Below are 17,554 nucleotides of genomic sequence, written 5' to 3' on the forward strand. Positions count from 1 at the left end.
CAGTTCCCCACGCACCTCATACGAGGTGACTCAACTGCAGTACTGCGCTTCCTTCCCGATGGACCGGTACATGCAGTCGGAGTTCTCCAACAGCTGCAGGACCGCGTCCCGGTTCCGCGCGGTCTCCCGCTCGATCACCTCGTCGGGCGGGTAGAAGCCGCCCCCGCCGCTGGACCCCGGATACATCTCGAACGTGTAGGCGAAGATCTTCTGACTGCCCCACAGGTAGTCGTCGATCGACCCGTCGGTGATGTAGAGGTCGCTGGACTGCTCGGGCGTGTAGCCGTTGCTGGCGGCCATCTTCTGGCCGACCGTGGCGAAGGCGTTGCGGTCGTCGACCGTCATCCCGGTCGTGGTGTCCGCGGTGGTGTAGCCGAAGGGCCAGAGCACCAGCTCGCTGTACGTGTGGAAGTCCACGCCGGCCTTGATCTGCTGCGTGCCGCCCACGACCCGGCTGCGTACGAAGTCGGCGACGACCTTGACCTCGGGCGCGGACTCGGGCGCCGTACCCCGGTAGGTCTCGGAGGACGTCGAGCCCGACGAGCCGCCGCAGCAGCCCCAGCGGTAGTTCCAGTTGCGGTTCATGTCCGTGCCGACGTACGAACTGCCGGTGTTGGGCTGGCGGTTCTTGCGCCACGAGCGGTAGGCGCCGGACGCGATGTCGTACTCGCCGCCGTCCGGGTTGAGGTCCGGGACGATCCAGATCTCGCGGTTGTTCACCATGTTCGTGACGCGGGAGTCGGAGCCGTACCCGGCGCCCAGCTCACGCAGCAGATAGAGGGCCATCTCCACGGTGAGGTGCTCACGCGCGTGCTGGTGGTGGGTGAACAGGACCTCGGGCTCGGACTCGTCCGTCGCGACGTTGTCGCTGATCTTGATGGCGACGATGTCCCGGCCCTGGTACGACTTCCCGATCACGCGCTTGCTCATGATGCTCGGGTAGGCGGCCAGGCGCTGGTTGATCTCCGTGTTCATCTCGGCGTAGTTGTGATACCGGGAGTCGGCGGAGGGGAAGTCCAGGATGCCCACGTCCGCGGTGCTCGACCGGTCGGGGGCCGAGCCGAGGGCCGTGACCTCGTAGCCGAGCTGCCGCAGCTTCTTCGCCTGGGCCGCGCGTCCCGAGACGACGACGGTCTCCTCGTCGGCCTCGTCGATCGACACGCCCGCCTGGGAGATCGCCGTACGGGTGGCCGAGGTGCTGCCGTGGACATGGACCTCGTACTGACGGATCTCGTCCGTGTCGGAGGCGGGAGCCGCCCCGGAGGCACCGGTCGCGCTGGTCGTGGCGGCGATGGGGGCCGCGAGAGCCAGGGCGAGCAGCGTGGCGAGGGCGGCGGTGCGTCGGCCGCGTCTGCCGGGTGAGGGGGGTGCGGCGGGTGTGCCGCCGCCTTTGATGCTAAGTCGCATTGATTCTCCTAGTTTCTCCAGAAATTCCGGGATCACCGGAAGTGTGGGGAGTGGAGCGGGGGGTGGATCGGTGCGACGTGCCGGGGCTGTCCGCCGAATGCGCCGACAGGACCCCGTGTGCGGGTGTGGCGCTCATCGTGGGGCTATGGCATGTCCGGGTCAAGACCAGGCCGAAACCCGACGGCTCGAACCGGCCGAAACGAGACGGACGGTCGGCGCCCGTTCCCCGCGCGCCGGCCGGTATGCGTGATGCCGACCCGCGCGCCTTCAGGGGCGCGGGGCTGTGACATGTGCGGCTCCGCCGCGTGGGCGCGACCGGCACCTACCGGTCGGCAGGTACCTGGCGACACCGGCGGAGCGCCCGCGCACGTCGGGCGGCACAGGGCGCGCACGTCGGGCGGCACAGGGCGCACACGCCAGGCGGCGCAGGGCGCACACGCCGGGCGCAATGCATATATGCGGCCCGGCAGTGTACGCGCCCGCACCCGACGCGTCGCGGACCCGCCCAAAGTGCACCCACGGGTGTGACGCGCGCGTGCGAAGCCGAGGCGCAGCCGGAAAGCTGGGGACCGGCGCAAGAGGAGCCACCCACTCCGGCTCCCGTCTCACACCCAGAGGACTGGCTGATCATGGGCGGATCAGCGCCGCGAAGGGTTCATCAGCCACCGGTCGAGACGACCAGCTTCGTCGACCGGCGGGACGAACTGGCCGAGGGGCGGCGGCTGCTGGCCACCGCACGACTGGTCACGCTGACCGGACCCGGCGGCGTCGGCAAGACGCGGCTGGCCGGGCGGATCGCCGCCCGGGTCGAGCGGGCGTTCCCGGACGGCGTGCGCTTCGCGCATCTCGCCGGACTGCACGACCCGGCGCTCGTCCCACTGGCCGCGGCCGACGCGCTCGGTCTGCACGACCACTCCGAACAGCCGCCCCTGGACACGCTGGTCGAGCAGCTGCGGGACCGTCGGCTGCTCCTGGTCCTCGACAACTGCGAGCATCTGCTGTCCGCCTGCGCGGAGTTGGCGGCCGCGCTGCTGCACGGCACGACCGGCGTCCGGGTCCTCGCGACGAGCCGCCACCGCATGGCCCTCACGGAGGAACACCTCCTGGACGTACGGCCCCTGCCGGTGCCCGACCCGGACTCGGATCTCTCGGCCGCCGCGACCTACCCGGCCCTGGCGCTCTTCGCCGACCGGGCCGCGGCCGTCGTCCCCGGCTTCGAGCTCACCCCCGACAACCGGGCCGCCGTGGCCCGCCTCTGCCGCCGCCTCGACGGCCTGCCCCTCGCCATCGAGCTCGCGGCCGTCCGTATGCGCGTCCTCGGCGTCGACCAGCTCGTCGCCCGGCTAGACGACCGCTACCGCCTCCTCACCACCGGCAGCCCGGCCGTCCTGCCGCGCCACCAGACGCTGCGCGCGGCGGTCGACTGGAGCCACGAACTCTGCACGGAGGCCGAGCAGTTGGTGTGGGCACGGGCCTCGGTCTTCGCGGGGAGCTTCGACCTGGAGGCAGCGGAGGCGGTGTGCGCGGACACCGACACGGGCATGGCCCCGGCCCCGGCTCCGGCCCCCGCCCTGCACCCGGCTCCGGCCCCCGCCCTGCACCCGGCTCCGGCCCCGGCTCTGGACCCGGACCCGGACCCGGACCCGGACCCGGCTCTGGACCCGGACCCGGACCCGGCCCCGGCTCTGGACCCGGCTCCGGCTCCGGTCCCCGCCCTGGACCCGGCTCCGGCTCCGGCCCCCGCCCTGCATCCGGCCCCGGCTCCGGCCCTGCACCCGGCTCCGGCTCCGGCCCCCGCCCTGCATCCGGCCCCGGCTCCGGCCCTGCACCCGGCTCCGGCTTCGGCCCTGCATCCGGCCCCGGCTCCGGCCCTGCACCCGGACCCCGCCCTGCACCCGGCCCCGGTCCTGGAAACAGAAGGGCGCGCAGTCGAATGCCACGGCAAGGGCGACGACAAGAGCATCGGCGTACATCCCCAGGACGTCCTCGAAGCCGTAGCCGGTCTCGTGGACAAGTCCGTGCTGTGCAGGGAGGGTGGCCCCGGCACGGCCAGGTACCGCCTGCTCGACACGCTGCGGCACTACGGGCTCGACAAGCTGCGGCAGCGGCCCGGGGAGGAGTCGGCCGCCCGGCGGCGGCAGCGGGACTGGGCCCAGGAGGTGGCCGCGGAGTGCGAGCGGAGGTGGTTCGGGCCGGGGCAGCGGGAGATCGTGGCCCGGCTGCGGGCCGACCAGGACAACCTGCGGGCCGCCCTGGAGTTCAGCCTCACCGTGCCGGGCGAGGCCCGGGCCGGACTCGGGCTCGCCGGGACCCTGTGGTTCTACTGGCACGCCTGCGGAGCACCCCGCGAGGGCCGGTACTGGCTGGACCGCGCGCTCGACGCGCACCCCGAGCCCACCCGGGAGCGTGCCAGGGCACTCTGGGTCGCGGGCCTGCTGGCCGGCTGCCCCGAGGACCTCACCCGGGGCCGCGACCGCGCCGAGGACGCCCGCGCGCTGGCCCGCCGCCTCGGCGACCCGGCCGAGGTCGCGCACGCGGAGTACCTGCTCGGCCTGATGGCCCTGTTCGGCGACGACCTCCCCGCCGCCCTGGCGCACTACGAGGCCGCCGTCGCCCGCAACCCCGTCGACGGCCAGCTCCCCAGCCTCGCCGTCCTCGACCAGGTCGAACTCGCCGCCAGCCTCGCCTTCCTGGGCCACACCGACCGGGCCGTCCAGGTCTGCGAGGACGCCCACCGCCTCTGCGAGGAGCACGGCGAGGAATGGGTCCGCTCGTACGTCCTGCGCGTCCTCGCCCTCGCGTACGCGGAGCGCAAGGAGTGGGACCGCGCGGAGCCGCACGCCCGTGACGCCCTGCGCCGCAAGCTCGCCGTGCACGACGTCATCGGCATCGGCCTCACCCTCGACCTGCTGGTGGTCATCACCGCCGCCCGCGGCGCCCATGAACGCGCCGCCGTCCTGCTCGGCGGCGCCGACCGCGTCTGGGCCGGCATCGACGGCAACCGCTTCGGCTCCACGACGTACAACTCCGCGCGCAAGGAGAGCGAGGCGCGGGTGCGGACGGCCGTCGGACCGGGGGTCTTCGACCGGGCGTACCGGCGCGGCGGCGGGCTCGGGCTCACCGCGATCGTCTCGTACGCCCTTCAGGAAGCCGGGAGACCGGTCGTCCCCGGCCCCCGCCGGGCCGACGGCGGCCCTGCCCCGGACTCCGGCCGCGGGGACCCCCGTCTCGCCTCGCTCACCCGGCGGGAGAGAGAGGTCGCCGAGCTCGTCGCCGAGGGGCTCGGCAACCAGCAGATCGCCGACCGCCTGGTGATCGCCCGTCGCACCGCGGAAGGCCATGTGGAACGCATCCTCGGCAAGCTCGGCTTCAGCAACCGCAGCCAGATCGCGGCGTGGGTCTCCGCCCACCGCTGAACCCCGGTCCCGGGGCCCGCGGCGCCCCGACGCCCGCCCGCAGCCGGCTGGTTCGCCGACAGCCGGACAGCCCGGCAGCCCGCCCACGACCAGGTGGGACACGGACCCACAACCAGGTGGATACGACAGAAGGGAAACCCTCGTGACCGCCGAATCGGCCAAGCCGTCCCGACCGGCTCAACCAGCCCCGCCCCAAGGGGCGTTCGACCACCGCATGGTGATCTTCGGCTCCGACGACGCGTTCGTCGCGGCCGCGCTCCCCTTCCTCGCGGAGGGCCTCGCCGCACCGGAGGAACCGCCGCCCGTGGCCATCGCCGACCCCGGCAGACTCGCCCTCCTGCGGGACGCGCTGGGCACCGACGCCAAGAGCGTCAGCTTCGTGCCCCACACCGAGTGGTACACGGGCTCGGCGGCCAACGCCGTTGCCCAGAGCGCCGGTTACCTCGCCGCGAACGCGGGGCCCGGCGGCCGCATCCACCTCCTCATGGAGCCGCACTGGGCCGGCCGCGCCGGGCGTTCGGCGCGCGAGACCACCGAGTGGATCCGCTACGAGTCGCTCGCCAACCTCCTCTTCGCGCCGTTCGCGACGACCGCCCTGTGCGCGTACGACACCCGCACCGCGGGCCCCGCCATCGTCGACGCCGCCCGCCGGGCGCACCCCGACACGCCGGTGTACGAGCAACCGGCCCGCCTCGTCCACGAGTTGGACTCGGTCGCCCTGCCCCCGCCGCCGCCGGACGCCGAGCGCCTCACCGCACCGGACCGCGACACCCTCCGCGAGCGGGCCCGGGCGCGCGGACTCGCCCCCGCGGACGCGAACCTGTTCGCGAGGGCGGTCACCGAGGCGGCGGCCCCGTACAGCCCCTCGATCCACGCACCCTCCCTCCCCGAGGTCCTGCTGTGGGGCGAGGCGTCCGCCTGTGTCTGCGAGCTGCGCGTCCCCGAGCGGATCACCGACCCGCTCGCCGGCTTCGTCCCGCCACCCGCCGAGGGCCCGGCCCCCGGCCAGGGACTGTGGTTCACCCGCCAGGTCTGCGCGTACGTCGACATCCGGGACGCGGAGTCGGGCGACGGCTCGCTGATCCGTGTCCAGTACGCGTAAATGCGCGGGTGCCCAGGACACCCGGCGCGGCACGGTCCCGTACGCCCCCCCGTACGGCGAAGGCACCCGCGTGCCCCGTAACCGGTGCGAACGCACGTTTTCAGGTAGGTATTCAGGTAGTCCTCCCCGTGTCCACGAGCCGCGGGGAGCCGAAGCTTTGGACATGCTGGAACTCTCCGGAGGACATCTTCCGGATCCCGACGCCGCGTACGGCTGGTACCCCCAACCACCCCTGGGAGCAGGCCACTCGAGCGTTGTGTACGACCCCCGTCCCGTCGCGGCGGCCGAGGCCCGCGCGGAGGTCAGGCGGCAGCTGGAGGGCTGGGGGCTCGCGGAACAGAGCGACACGGCGGAGCTCCTCGTCAGTGAACTGGTCACCAACGCCCTGATACACGCGGCGAGTCGCCTCCGCCTCACCCTCTCGGCCGCGCACGGAGTCCTGCGTTGCGAGGTCTCCGAGGCCGGCCGCCGCCCCCCGGAGGTGTCCCGGGCGGGCACCGCGGTGGGCGGCTGCGGGATGTTCCTGGTGGATGCGCTCGCGAGGCGCTGGGGCTGCCACCAGGACGGGCCGGGCCGGACCCTCTGGTTCGAGCTCGGCACGTGCGGGTCCGACGACTGTGGTCGGCGACAGCCGTAGTGCCCCGCGAGTTCCGGACGAACCGTTGTCCACCTCCGGAACCACAGCCCGGGCCCCGGTGGCGCGCCCAGCCGCCGGGGCCCGCCCGAACGTCTGCCTGCTCGAGGACCGCCCGCCCGAACGTCTTCTCCTCCCTGCGCACACTCCTCACCTGTGCACATCGGGTGGCGATCGCCGCACGCCCTCTTGTGCCCCCGTTCTCTTTACGCTTTCTTGATCCGCATGGCTGACACCTCTGGGAACGCGGACACCACTGGAAGCACGGCCACGGGAGACACCGGGAAGGCCCTCCCCGGTCCCCGCAAGTCCAGTTGGAAATACATCGGCCCCGGCATCGTGGTGGCCGCGACGGGCGTCGGCGCCGGCGACCTCGTCGCCACTCTCATCGCGGGCTCGAACTTCGGCTACACACTCCTGTGGGCCGCCGTCATCGGCTGTCTCGTCAAGATCTCGCTGGCCGAGGCGGCGGGCCGCTGGCATCTGTCCACCGGCCGCACGCTCTTCGACGGCTGGGCGAGCCTGGGCCGCTGGACGTCGTGGTTCTTCGTCGTGTACGTCGTGATCTGGGGCTTCGTCTACGGAGCCGCGGCCATGTCCTCGTCGGGCCTGCCACTCCAGGCGCTCTTCCCGGACGTCATGGACCTCGAATGGTGGGCCGTCCTGACCGGTCTGGTCGGCCTGGTCTTCGTCTGGTTCAACAAGTACGAGGTCTTCGAGAAGGTCATGACCGTCCTGGTCGGCGTGATGTTCGTCGTCACGGTCTACCTGGCGATCCGCGTCACCCCGAACCTCGGAGACGCCTTCGCGGGCCTGCTCCCGGTCCTCCCCGACGAGAAGGACTCGATCCTCAACACGCTCGGCCTGATCGGCGGTGTGGGCGGCACGATCACGCTCGCCGCGTACGGCTACTGGGTCAACGCGAAGGGCTGGACGAACACCGGCTGGATGAAGGTGATGCGCCTGGACAACCGCGTCGCGTACATCACCACCGGCATCTTCGTCATCTCGATGCTCTTCGTCGGCGCGGAACTCCTGCACTCCTCCAACGTGGCCATCGCGAGCGGCGACAAGGGCCTCATCCAGCTCGGCGACATCCTGGAGGACGAGTACGGCACGGCGACCGCGAAGTTCTTCCTCATCGGCTTCTTCGCCACGTCCTTCACGTCCCTGATCGGCGTCTGGCACGGCGTGAGCCTGATGTTCGCGGACTTCGTGGAGCGCTACCGCAAGGACCGGGCCGACCGCGCGACCGGCGAAGGGGAGACCCCGGCCGGGAAGACGACGGCCGGCGAGGTGACGTCCGGCCAGGGGGCGACGTCCGGTGAGGGGACGACGTCCGGCGAGGAGGTGGCCTCCGGCGCCCGCGAGCGCTCCTGGCCCTTCCGTGCCTACCTCCTGTGGCTGACCTTCCCGCCCATCGTCCTGCTCTTCCAGGGCGAGCCCTTCCGCCTGATCATCCTGTACGGAGTCCTGGGCGCGGCCTTCCTCCCCTTCCTCGCCCTCACGCTGGTCTGGCTCCTCAACTCCTCCCGCACGCCCGCGGAATGGCGCAACGGAATCCTGAGCAACTCCCTGCTGACGATCGCGGGCCTGATCTTCATCGTCCTGTGCGTGAAGCAGGTCTGGGACCAGCCCTGGTCGGAGTTCTTCTGATCCGAGGATCCGACCAGGGCCGGCCCGCCCAGGGCTACGGAAGCCCGTGCACGTGCGGTCCCACCGCGTTCGACCAGGTGTTGCCGGCCGTCGCGTCCCAGTTCGTCGACCAGGTCATGGCGCCGCGCAGGTCCGGGTAGGTCCTGGAGGGCTTGAAGGAGCCGCAGTTGGTGCCCTTGGTGAGGCAGTCGAGGGCGTTGTTCACGATGCTGGGGGAGACGTAGCCGCTGCCAGCGCCCCTCGTCGAGGCCGGCAGGCCGAGGCCAACCTGGGACGGGGCGAGGCCACCCTCCAGCTGGATGCAGGCGAGGGCCGTGAGGAAGTCCACCGAGCCCTGGGAGTACACCTTGCCGTCGCAGCCGAGCATCGAACCGCTGTTGTAGTACTGCATGTTGACGACCGTGAGGATGTCCTTGATGTTCAGGGCCGTCTGGAAGTAGGCGTTCGACGTCGACTGCATGTCGATCGTCTGCGGGGCCATCGTGATGATCAGCGAGGAGCCCGCCTTCGAGGACAGGGACCGCAGCGCCTGCGTCATGTACGTGGCGTTGAGGCCGTTCTCCAGGTCGATGTCGACGCCGTCGAAGCCGTACGTCTGCATCAGGGTGTAGACGGAGTTGGCGAAGTTCGTCGCCGAGGCCGAGTCGTTCACGGCGACCGTGCCGCGCTCGCCGCCGATCGAGATGATCACCTTCTTGCCCGCGGCCTGCTTGGCCCGGACGTCCGCCTTGAACTGGTCGACGGTGTAGCCGCCGAGGCCCGCCGAGTCGAGGTTGAAGGTCACGGCGCCCGGTGTCGTCGTGGCGTCGGCGAAGGACACCGCGATGATGTCGTACTGGGACTGGACGTCCGAGATCTTCTGGACGGCAGCGCCGTTGTTGAAGTTCTGCCAGTAACCCGTCACCGCGTGCTTGGGTAGCGCGGTCCCGCCGCCCGAGTTCGCCTTGGTCGTCCCGGTGACCGCCGTCGACTTCGCCGACTCACCGGCCGCGTTCGTCGCGGTGACCTGGAAGGAGTACGAGGTGGAGGCGGCGAGGCCGGTGACCGTCGCCGATGTGCCGGTCACCGCGAGGACCTTCGTACCGGCGCGGTAGACGTTGTAGCCGGTCGCGCCCGAGACCGTGTTCCAGGCGAGGGAGACGGAGGAGGAGCTGGTGGACGCCACGTTCAGACCGGCCGGTGTCGAGGGGACGACCGGATCGGGGTCGCCGCCCCCGCCCCCGTCGGGACCGAACACGGACACGTCGTCGGCGAAGTAGGCCGCCTGTCCGTACCAGCCGTGCGTGTAGACGGTCACGGAGGTCGTGGACGAGCCCGTCGTGAAGGACGTCGTCAGCTGCTTCCAGGAGGAGGAGTCCGGGGTCCAGGTCGACACGTCCGTCGTACCAGTGCCGCTCGCCCCGAGGTACGCGTACCCGCCCTGCACCCACGCGCTCAGCGTGTACGTCGAGTTGGGCTTCACCGCCACGGTCTGGCTGCACCGGGCGTTGTCCTGCCCGGCGGGCGTGGCCTTCAGGGCGGACGCGCCGCCGCGCACGGGGGAGGAGACGGTGGCGCCGCTGCCCGCCGAGCAGGTCCAGCTGGAGAGCCCCGACTCGTAGCCGGCGTTCTTGGTGTTGTTGACGTCGGCGGCCGACGCCTGGCCGGCTCCGGCGAGGGAGAGGACGGACGCGGCGAGTGCGGTGGCGAGGGCTGCCGCCCAGGGCCGTCTGCGTCTGGGCATGCCTGGTACGCGGTCCACTGGGGCCTCCGGTGGGGGAGTGGGAGTCAAAAGTGGGGGACGACTACGGTGGCCACCGCTGGAGGTCCAAGGTGGTCCAGACCAATCCGGTTGTCAAGACCTCTGACGGAGGTCAACGCCCTTGCCGTACCGTCGAGTTGAGGCATATGCGCCTCACTCTGTGTGGATCATCTACGCACCTTGTGTGAGGTGATCTCGCGGATCCGGTGTTGAGCGGCCCATGCCGTGGATAAGGTGCAGTTGCGGAAGGGCGCACAGTGACGAATTCGCGTTCCTCCGTGAAAGTTTGATGGCGAAATCAGGGGCGATCTGAGGCGGTGGTTGACCACCCCGCCGCAGTGAACGGGGTGGTGTGCAGCGTGCCGACCGCGATAGCCGTCACCAGTTCCGATCTGGTGCTCCCACCGCACGACCGGCAGACCCCGCCCGCCGCCGTCCAGCCCCTCGAAAGCCTCGAAAGCTCCCTCACCGGGATGCATGCCCTCATCGAGCAGCACGGGTATGTGATCGCGCTGTACCCGGCCTCCACACCGGGTGACGTCACCCGGCGCCTGCACGCCGTGCGCTCCGTCCTGGAGAGCGACCGCATCGCGCTGCTCGGCCTGGACCTGCCACCGCTCGGACTCGCCCTGCTCGCCCAGCAGTTGCGCCAGCTCTCCGTCTGCGACTTCAGCCCCGGCGTGCTCGCCTCCTCCGCGCGGCTGCTCGCCCACTACATCTACGCGGGTGCCCTGCTCGGCTCGGTCGCCAAGCTGGACCGCATCCCCGTGTCCCTGAAGTCGCACGCCAAGTCATGGGTGCCGGGCGCCCAGTTCGCCGTACTGGCCAATCCGCGGCCCCAGCTGGTCCGCGTCGGCCAGGAGGAGCTCACCGGGCCCGAGTTCGGGACGCGGATGCTCGTCGCGGCCGGACAACTGCCTGCCGAGTGGCTCACCGGGACGCTCGCGCCCGCCTGGCGCGTCCAGGGCGTCACGACCGTGCCCCTGCCCGCCGAGTCCGCACGCTGGTGGGGCACGGGCAAGGTCGCCGAGTTCGCCGCCGGGCTCTACGACGTGTCCGTGCTGTACCAACTCGTCTCGTCCGTGCGGCGCGAGGAGTGTCACTGGTGCGGTCTTGAACTCATCGGCGACCGCTGCGGATTCTGTGCGGCACCTTTGCCACCGCCCCAGGAGCTTCCGAGGGCCACGGTGCGGGCAGCTTCTCCGGTACGTGCCCTGCCCCGAGGGGCTTCGTAAACCACGTAAGTCATGTACGTACACCTGAATAACGGTGCACAACAGGCACGTAGAACGAGATACGAGGCACGCAGCACCAGGCACGCAGAACGAAACAGCCAGGCACAACCGCTCGACCCCGCTGTCCCCGCCCCCCCGATCGAGGTTGTCCGCGTCATGAATTCACGCCAGCGCCGCGGCGTCATCCTGCTGGTCCTCTCGGCCCTGTGCGCCCTGGGCGCCTTCGCCGGAGTGCTCTCGGTGATCCGCGACGTGAACTCGAAGGTCGGCCCCGAGGTCGCGGCGTACCGCCTGAAGGACGACGTCGCGCCCTACCGGGAGCTGACGTCCGACCAGTTCGAGAAGGTCTCGATGCCCGAGCGGTGGCTTTCGTCCACCGCCGTCACCAATCTCTCCGAGATCCGCGGCAAGATCGCGGTCACCCGGCTGGAGAAGGGCTCGCTGCTCCAGAAGGACATGATCGTGGACCGGCCCGAGCTGGAGGCCGGCCAGCAGGAGATCGCGATCATGATCGACGCCGCGACCGGTGTGGCGGGCAAGATCAACCCGGGCGCACGGGTCAACATCTACGCCACGTTCAAGGACGAGACCGACAACGGCAAGGACCAGTCGAAGGTCATCGTCGAGAACGCCCGCGTCATCGACGTCGGCAAGCTGACCGCCCTCGATCCCGGCCAGTCCAGCAACGACCGCCGCCGCACCGCGAATGAGGCGGTCCCGATCACCTTCGCCCTCGACACCGCCGACGCCCAACGCGTGGCGTACGCCGAGTCGTTCGCCGAACACGTCCGCCTGGCGCTGGTCGCGGGCGGCACCGACGCCACCGTCGCCCCCGGCGACCGCACGTACACCCTCGACGAGGACAAGTAGGAGGCCGTGATGCGCTCAGCCCCCACGTGGCCAGGCCGAGGGACGGACAGGCCGGACCGAGAGCCGGGCAGGCCGGGCCGTCCGGGCACTCCGGGCCGGGACTCCGGCAGGCCGCGCCGAGAGCCCGCCGGGCCGGGGCGAGGGACCGGCCGATGACCATCCGCATCCTGCCCGCCGTCGGCGACATCGACTCGGCCCGCGCGCTCAGCACCCTGCTGAGCCAGCTCGCCGACGCCGAACCCGCGCCGCCCGTCGCGGACACCACGGCCCTGCTGGACACCCTGGCCCGCCTCGCCGCCGACTGCCTGGACGAGCTGCCCGAGGTCGTCCTGGTCCACGAGCGGATCGGCCCGGTACCGGCGCTCGACGTCATCCGCGACCTGGTGCTGAGCTTCCCGGCCGTCGGTGTCGTCCTCATCACCGCCGACACCAGCACCAACGTGCTCACCGCCGCCATGGACTCCGGCGCCCGCGGCATCATCGGCCTGCCCCTCGGCTACGACGCCCTCGCCGAACGCGTCCACGCGGCCGCCGCCTGGTCCATGGGCATGCGGCGCCATCTCGGCAGCGGCACACCCGAGTTGTACACCGGCCCCGGCGGCCGGGTCGTCACCGTCACCGGCGCGAAGGGCGGCGTCGGCGCCACCGTCGCCGCGGTCCAGCTCGCCCTGGCCGCCCAGGCGTCGGGCCGCTCCGTGGCCCTGCTCGACCTCGACCTCCAGTCGGGGGACGTGGCCTCGTACCTGGACGTGCAGTTCCGCCGCTCCATCGCCGACCTCGCCGGGATCAGCGACATCAACCCGCGCGTGCTCCAGGACGCCGTCTACACCCACGACACCGGACTCGGCCTCCTCCTCGCCCCCGCCGAGGGCGAGCGCGGCGAGGAGATCACCGACCGGGTCGCCCGCCAGGTCCTCGCCGCCCTGCGCTCCCGCTACGAGGTCGTGGTCGTCGACTGCGGCGCCCAGCTGAACGCCGCGAACGCCGCGGCCGTCGAACTGGCCGACCAGGCACTGCTGTTGGTGACCCCCGACGTGGTCGCCGTCCGCGCCGCCAAACGCATGGTCCGCATGTGGGACCGCCTCCAGATCCGCAAGGCCGAGGAGACCCTGACCGTCGTCAACCGCTTCTCCCGCGGTACGGAGATACAGCCCTCCCTCGTCGAACGCGTCACCGGCACCAAGGTCGCCCGTTCCACGGTGCCCGCCGCCTTCAAGGAGCTCCAGTCGGTGGTGGACGCCGGCCGCATGCAGGACCTGGACGCCCGCTCCACGGTCAAGCAGGCGCTCTGGGCCCTGGCGGGCGAGCTGGATCTGGTGGTCCAGCAGGAGGGCGGGGGCGGCGGCCGGCGCCGTAAGACGTCGTCGGACCGGGGCGCGCTGTCCCTGCGCCGCAAGGGCGGCGACCGAGGAGCGGTCACCCTCGAATTCGCCGGGATGTTCCCCATCCTGCTGGTCGTGATGACCATCCTGTGGCAGTGCGTGCTGTACGGCTACACGTACTCCCTCGCGGGGAACGCGGCGGACGAGGCGGCGCGGGCCGCGACGGCGGCGTACGCGGTCGACGGCGATGTCGCGGGTGCCTGCGCCGCAGCGGGCGGCGAGAACCTCCCGGGCGCCTGGGACGGCACCGCGATCGGCTGCGCCCCCGACGGACCGGTCATGAAAGCCACGGTCACCGCCCAAGTACCCCTGTTCTTCCCCGGCTTCGACGTGAACTGGACGGTCAACGCAGAGGCAGGGGCCGCGCTGGAAGGGAACGACGAATGAAGCGCCTTCCGAACCACCTCCCGAACCGCCTCCCGAACCGCCTTCCGACCCGCCTCCTGAGGAGGTTCGCGAAACGCCTCCGGGGCGACGACCGAGGCGTATCCATGCTGGAGTTCGCCGGTTTCCTCCCCATCCTCCTCCTCGTCGGCATGGCGGCCATCCAACTCGGCCTCATCGGCTACGGCATCAACCAGGCCGGTACGGCGGCGCGAGCCGCGGCGCGGGCCGCTTCGCAGGGCGAGGACGGCGCCGCGGCGGGACAGGCCGCGGTAAGCGGCTGGCTCAACCCGGCGGTGTCGCCCGCCGAGGGCCCGGACCTCACCACCGCGTCGGTCACCGTCCAGGTCCCCGCCGTCATCCCCCTCCTGCCCGCCGTGACCGTGCAACGCGACGCCACCATGCCCACCGACGACTGACCGACTGACTGACTGACCGAGAAACCGAGAACCGAGAGGAGGCGACCCGCATGAGCCTGCGAGCCCGTATCGCCGCCCCCGAAGAGGGCGGATCAGGCCGCGAGGACGGCCACCTCGTCGCCGTCTACCGTGCCAAGCTGCTCGAAGAGATCGACCTCGCCGAGATGTCGAGCCTCGCGGCGGCCGAGCGGCGGATGCGTCTGGAGCGCGTGCTCGGGCACATCATCAGCCGCGAGGGCCCGGTCCTGTCGTCCGCAGAGCGCTCCCAGCTGATCAGAAGGGTCGTCGACGAGGCGCTCGGCCTCGGCGTCCTCGAACCGCTCCTCGCCGACGCGTCGATCACCGAGATCATGGTCAACGGACCGGACTCGATCTTCGTGGAGCGGGCGGGCCGCGTGGAGCAACTCCCGCTCCGGTTCGCCTCGAACGAGCAGCTGATGCAGACCATCGAGCGCATAGTCTCCACGGTCAACCGCCGCGTGGACGAGTCGAACCCGATGGTCGACGCCCGCCTCCCCACCGGCGAGCGCGTCAACGTCATCATCCCGCCGCTCGCCCTCACCGGGCCCACCCTCACGATCCGCCGCTTCCCCCGCGCGTACACGCTCCCCGAACTCATCGGCCTCGGCTCGCTCGACGAGCAGATGCTGATGCTGCTGGCGGCGTTCGTCCGCGCCCGCTTCAACGTCATCGTCAGCGGCGGTACGGGCTCCGGCAAGACCACGCTCCTCAACGCTCTCTCCGGCCTCGTCCCGTCCCACGAGCGCATCATCACCATCGAGGACTCCGCCGAACTGCAGCTCCAGCAGGAGCATGTGATCCGCCTCGAATCCCGCCCCCCGAACGTGGAGGGCAAGGGCCAGATCACCATCCGCGACCTGGTCCGCAACTCGCTGCGTATGCGCCCCGACCGCATCATCGTCGGTGAGGTCCGCGGCGGCGAGACCCTCGACATGCTCCAGGCCATGTCGACGGGCCACGACGGCTCCCTCGCGACCGTCCACTCGAACTCCGCCGAGGACGCCCTGATGAGGCTCCAGACCCTCGGCTCGATGTCCGAGGTCCAGATCCCCTTCGAGGCGCTCAAGGACCAGATCAACTCCGCGGTCGACGTCATCGTCCAGCTCACCCGCCACGCCGACGGCTCCCGCAAGGTCACCGAGATCGCCCTGCTGGTCTCGCACGGCCGCGAACAGTTCCGCGTCGTCCCGGTCACCCGCTTCGTGCCCCGCCCGACGGGCCCCGACCGCGTCGTCCACGGCCACTTCGAACACCTGCCGCTGCCCCGCTCGGTCGCCGAGAAGCTGTACGTCGCCAACGAGCCCCTGCCGCCCGCCTTCGGGGTCGCGGAGGCCATCGACGTCCTCAACACGAGGCAGGCCATCGGATGACCGCCCGGACGCTCCGCCGGAGGACCCCCACCACCGAGACCTACAAGACCGATGAGAGGAGCGAGCCGTGAACAACCAGGCCCTGCTCGCCCTCGGCGGCACCGTCCTGTGCGGCACGCTCGCCGTCGCGGGCGTGCACACGTACGCGTCGGGACGCGCCCAGCGCCAGGCCCTCGTCGACCGCCTCTCCGGCGGCGGCCCCCTGCGCACCGCGGCCGGCCGCGCCCGCCGCTTCGCCGCCGTCGACCGCCGGCTGCGCCGCACCCGCCTCGGCCGCACGATCCAGCTTCGTCTCTCGGCGACGGGACTCGACCTGACCGCGGGCGAGTTCTTCACGTACGTCGCCGCCGTGGTCGTCGGCCTCTGGCTGACCGCGGCCGCCGCCCTGGCCCCGTTCTTCGGCCCCATCGCGGGCCTGGCGGGTATCTGGAGCGCGGCGATCTTCCTCAACTGGCAGCGCCAGAAGCGCATCGAGGCCTTCATCAACCAACTCCCCGACGTGGCCCGCCTGCTGGCCAACGCGGCGGCGGCAGGCCTCGCCCTGCGCACGGCCCTGGCGATGGCGGCGGAGGAGCTGGAGGCCCCGGCGGGCGAGGAACTGGCGCGGGTGGCCGACCAGTTGACCCTGGGCCGCTCGGTCGACGACGCCCTCGGCGAACTGGCCGAACGCCTCCCGTCCCGCGAACTGGTCGTCCTCGTCACCACCCTCGTCCTGTCCAACAAGGCGGGCGGCTCGGTCGTCAACTCCCTGCGGAACCTCACCCAGACCCTGGAGGACCGCAAGGAGACCCGCCGCGAGGTCCGCACCATGCTCTCCGAGGTCAACGCGACCGCCTTCACGGTCCCCCTCCTCGGCGTCGGCTCGCTGCTCCTCATCAACTCCTCGAACGAGGGTGCCCTGGCCAAGGTGACCGGCTCCCCGCTCGGCCAGACCCTGGTGCTCATCGCCATGGGCCTCTACACCATCGGCTTCTTCGTCATCCGCCGCCTCGGCAAGATCGAAGTATGAGGAGGAGGGGATCACGTTGCTGGCCTTGCTCCTTGCCGCGCTGACCGGCCTCGCCGTCGGGGGCATGCTCCTGGGCATCCGCATGTACCGCGCGGAGGCCAAGCTCCCCGGCGACATGGCGCTCGCCCTGGAGGTCGGCGCCACCCGTGTCTCGAAGTCCGACTCGGCCGTCGACCGCCTCGGCATGCGGTTCGCCCCGCTCGTCCTGCGGCTGATGGGCCCCCGCCGCGTCGACGCCAAACGCCGCCGCATCGACATGGCGGGCAACCCCGGCGGCCTGACCCTGAACCGCTACGCGGCCCGCCGGGCGGTGTACGGGGTCTTCGGTGTCCTGCTCTTCCTGATCTTCCTCACCAACGGCCAGCCGCTCTTCTCGCTGATGGCCCTGGCCTTCGGGCTGCTCGCCGCCGACGCCCTCATCTGGCAGGCCATCCGCGAACGCAAGGAGGTCATCGACCGCACCCTCCCGGACTTCCTCGACGTCCTGGCGGTCGTGGTGTCCGCGGGTCTCGGCTTCCGCCAGGCCCTGGACCGGGTCGCGGACCACTACGAGGGCCCGTGGGCCGACGAACTGCGCATCACACTGCGCCAGATGGACATGGGCGTAAGCCGCCGCCAGGCCTTCGACGAACTGCGCAAGCGCAACTCCTCCGAACAGGTCGCCCAGTTCGTCTCGGCGCTCCAACAGGGCGAGGAACTGGGCTCCCCGATCGCGGACACCCTCATCCAGCTCGCCACGGACATGCGCCGCACCGACGCCCAGAACTCCCGCCGCCGGGCCGCCAAGACGATCCCCAAGGCCACCATGGTCACCCTGGTCTTCATGCTCCCGGCCACGATGATCCTCATCGCCACAGGCATGTTCCTGGGCTCCGGCTCGAACTTCGGCTCGATCCTGGGGCGCTGAG

At 71.3% G+C, this 17,554-nt stretch carries 13 protein-coding genes; 11 read left to right on the forward strand and 2 right to left on the reverse strand.

Features of this window, described 5'->3' with window-relative positions:
- Nucleotides 1-30 precede the first annotated feature (30 nt).
- Nucleotides 31-1,407 (reverse strand): M14 family metallopeptidase, encoded by a 1,377-nt coding sequence (locus ACZ5VQ_RS05220; RefSeq protein ID WP_469103758.1) that lies wholly within the window; start codon nt 1,405-1,407, stop codon nt 31-33.
- Between the two features lie 629 nt (nt 1,408-2,036).
- Here ACZ5VQ_RS05220 and ACZ5VQ_RS05225 point away from each other — a divergent pair.
- The 4 genes from ACZ5VQ_RS05225 (at nt 2,037) to ACZ5VQ_RS05240 (ending at nt 8,215) form a co-directional block, all read left to right on the forward strand.
- Nucleotides 2,037-4,823, forward strand: coding sequence for an ATP-binding protein (locus ACZ5VQ_RS05225; RefSeq protein WP_469103759.1), 2,787 nt, complete (start codon nt 2,037-2,039; stop codon nt 4,821-4,823).
- A 142-nt stretch (nt 4,824-4,965) separates the two neighbouring features.
- Nucleotides 4,966-5,925: an anti-sigma factor RsbA family regulatory protein gene (locus tag ACZ5VQ_RS05230; RefSeq protein WP_469103760.1), complete on the forward strand. Its 960-nt coding sequence runs from the start codon at nt 4,966-4,968 to the stop codon at nt 5,923-5,925.
- Nucleotides 5,926-6,088: 163 nt separating this feature from the next.
- Nucleotides 6,089-6,562, forward strand: a complete 474-nt coding sequence (locus ACZ5VQ_RS05235; RefSeq protein ID WP_469103761.1) for an ATP-binding protein — start codon at nt 6,089-6,091, stop codon at nt 6,560-6,562.
- A 222-nt stretch (nt 6,563-6,784) separates the two neighbouring features.
- A complete protein-coding gene (locus tag ACZ5VQ_RS05240; RefSeq protein ID WP_469103762.1) occupies nt 6,785-8,215 on the forward strand; it encodes an Nramp family divalent metal transporter in 1,431 nt (476 codons plus the stop codon).
- A 34-nt stretch (nt 8,216-8,249) separates the two neighbouring features.
- Here the strand turns inward: ACZ5VQ_RS05240 and ACZ5VQ_RS05245 are convergent, their stop codons facing one another.
- A complete protein-coding gene (locus tag ACZ5VQ_RS05245; RefSeq protein ID WP_469103763.1) occupies nt 8,250-9,938 on the reverse strand; it encodes a chitinase in 1,689 nt (562 codons plus the stop codon).
- Nucleotides 9,939-10,315: 377 nt separating this feature from the next.
- Here ACZ5VQ_RS05245 and ACZ5VQ_RS05250 point away from each other — a divergent pair, with 377 nt between their 5' ends.
- From ACZ5VQ_RS05250 to ACZ5VQ_RS05280, 7 genes are all read left to right on the forward strand, one after another.
- On the forward strand, nt 10,316-11,191 hold the full coding sequence (locus ACZ5VQ_RS05250; protein WP_469103764.1) for a hypothetical protein: 876 nt from the start codon (nt 10,316-10,318) through the stop codon (nt 11,189-11,191).
- A 156-nt stretch (nt 11,192-11,347) separates the two neighbouring features.
- Nucleotides 11,348-12,061 carry a Flp pilus assembly protein CpaB gene (gene cpaB / locus ACZ5VQ_RS05255; protein ID WP_469103765.1) on the forward strand — a complete coding sequence of 238 codons (714 nt, stop codon included), beginning with the start codon at nt 11,348-11,350 and terminating at the stop codon, nt 12,059-12,061.
- A gap of 152 nt (nt 12,062-12,213) precedes the next feature.
- Nucleotides 12,214-13,830: an AAA family ATPase gene (locus ACZ5VQ_RS05260; protein ID WP_469103766.1), complete on the forward strand. Its 1,617-nt coding sequence runs from the start codon at nt 12,214-12,216 to the stop codon at nt 13,828-13,830.
- A gap of 104 nt (nt 13,831-13,934) precedes the next feature.
- Nucleotides 13,935-14,246: a TadE/TadG family type IV pilus assembly protein gene (locus ACZ5VQ_RS05265; protein ID WP_469103767.1), complete on the forward strand. Its 312-nt coding sequence runs from the start codon at nt 13,935-13,937 to the stop codon at nt 14,244-14,246.
- Nucleotides 14,247-14,296: 50 nt separating this feature from the next.
- Entirely contained in the window at nt 14,297-15,637 is a 1,341-nt protein-coding gene (locus ACZ5VQ_RS05270) for a CpaF family protein (protein ID WP_307521792.1), read from the forward strand.
- Nucleotides 15,638-15,704: 67 nt separating this feature from the next.
- Entirely contained in the window at nt 15,705-16,646 is a 942-nt protein-coding gene (locus ACZ5VQ_RS05275; RefSeq protein WP_307521790.1) for a type II secretion system F family protein, read from the forward strand.
- A gap of 16 nt (nt 16,647-16,662) precedes the next feature.
- Nucleotides 16,663-17,553 carry a DUF5936 domain-containing protein gene (locus ACZ5VQ_RS05280; RefSeq protein ID WP_362086467.1) on the forward strand — a complete coding sequence of 297 codons (891 nt, stop codon included), beginning with the start codon at nt 16,663-16,665 and terminating at the stop codon, nt 17,551-17,553.
- Nucleotide 17,554: the final 1 nt, after the last annotated feature.

The organism is Streptomyces sp. NPDC033178 (assembly GCF_055577685.1).

What these genes read in the sequence shown, in the direction of transcription:
- ACZ5VQ_RS05260 (WP_469103766.1), top strand. Translation starts at nt 12,214, where the DNA reads ATGACCATCCGCATCCTGCCCGCCGTCGGCGACATCGACTCGGCCCGC.
- ACZ5VQ_RS05245 (WP_469103763.1), bottom strand. Translation starts at nt 9,938, where the DNA reads ATGCCCAGACGCAGACGGCCCTGGGCGGCAGCCCTCGCCACCGCACTC.
- ACZ5VQ_RS05235 (WP_469103761.1), top strand. Translation starts at nt 6,089, where the DNA reads ATGCTGGAACTCTCCGGAGGACATCTTCCGGATCCCGACGCCGCGTAC.
- ACZ5VQ_RS05220 (WP_469103758.1), bottom strand. Translation starts at nt 1,407, where the DNA reads ATGCGACTTAGCATCAAAGGCGGCGGCACACCCGCCGCACCCCCCTCA.
- ACZ5VQ_RS05265 (WP_469103767.1), top strand. Translation starts at nt 13,935, where the DNA reads ATGCTGGAGTTCGCCGGTTTCCTCCCCATCCTCCTCCTCGTCGGCATG.
- cpaB (WP_469103765.1), top strand. Translation starts at nt 11,348, where the DNA reads ATGAATTCACGCCAGCGCCGCGGCGTCATCCTGCTGGTCCTCTCGGCC.
- ACZ5VQ_RS05270 (WP_307521792.1), top strand. Translation starts at nt 14,297, where the DNA reads ATGAGCCTGCGAGCCCGTATCGCCGCCCCCGAAGAGGGCGGATCAGGC.
- ACZ5VQ_RS05240 (WP_469103762.1), top strand. Translation starts at nt 6,785, where the DNA reads ATGGCTGACACCTCTGGGAACGCGGACACCACTGGAAGCACGGCCACG.
- ACZ5VQ_RS05225 (WP_469103759.1), top strand. Translation starts at nt 2,037, where the DNA reads ATGGGCGGATCAGCGCCGCGAAGGGTTCATCAGCCACCGGTCGAGACG.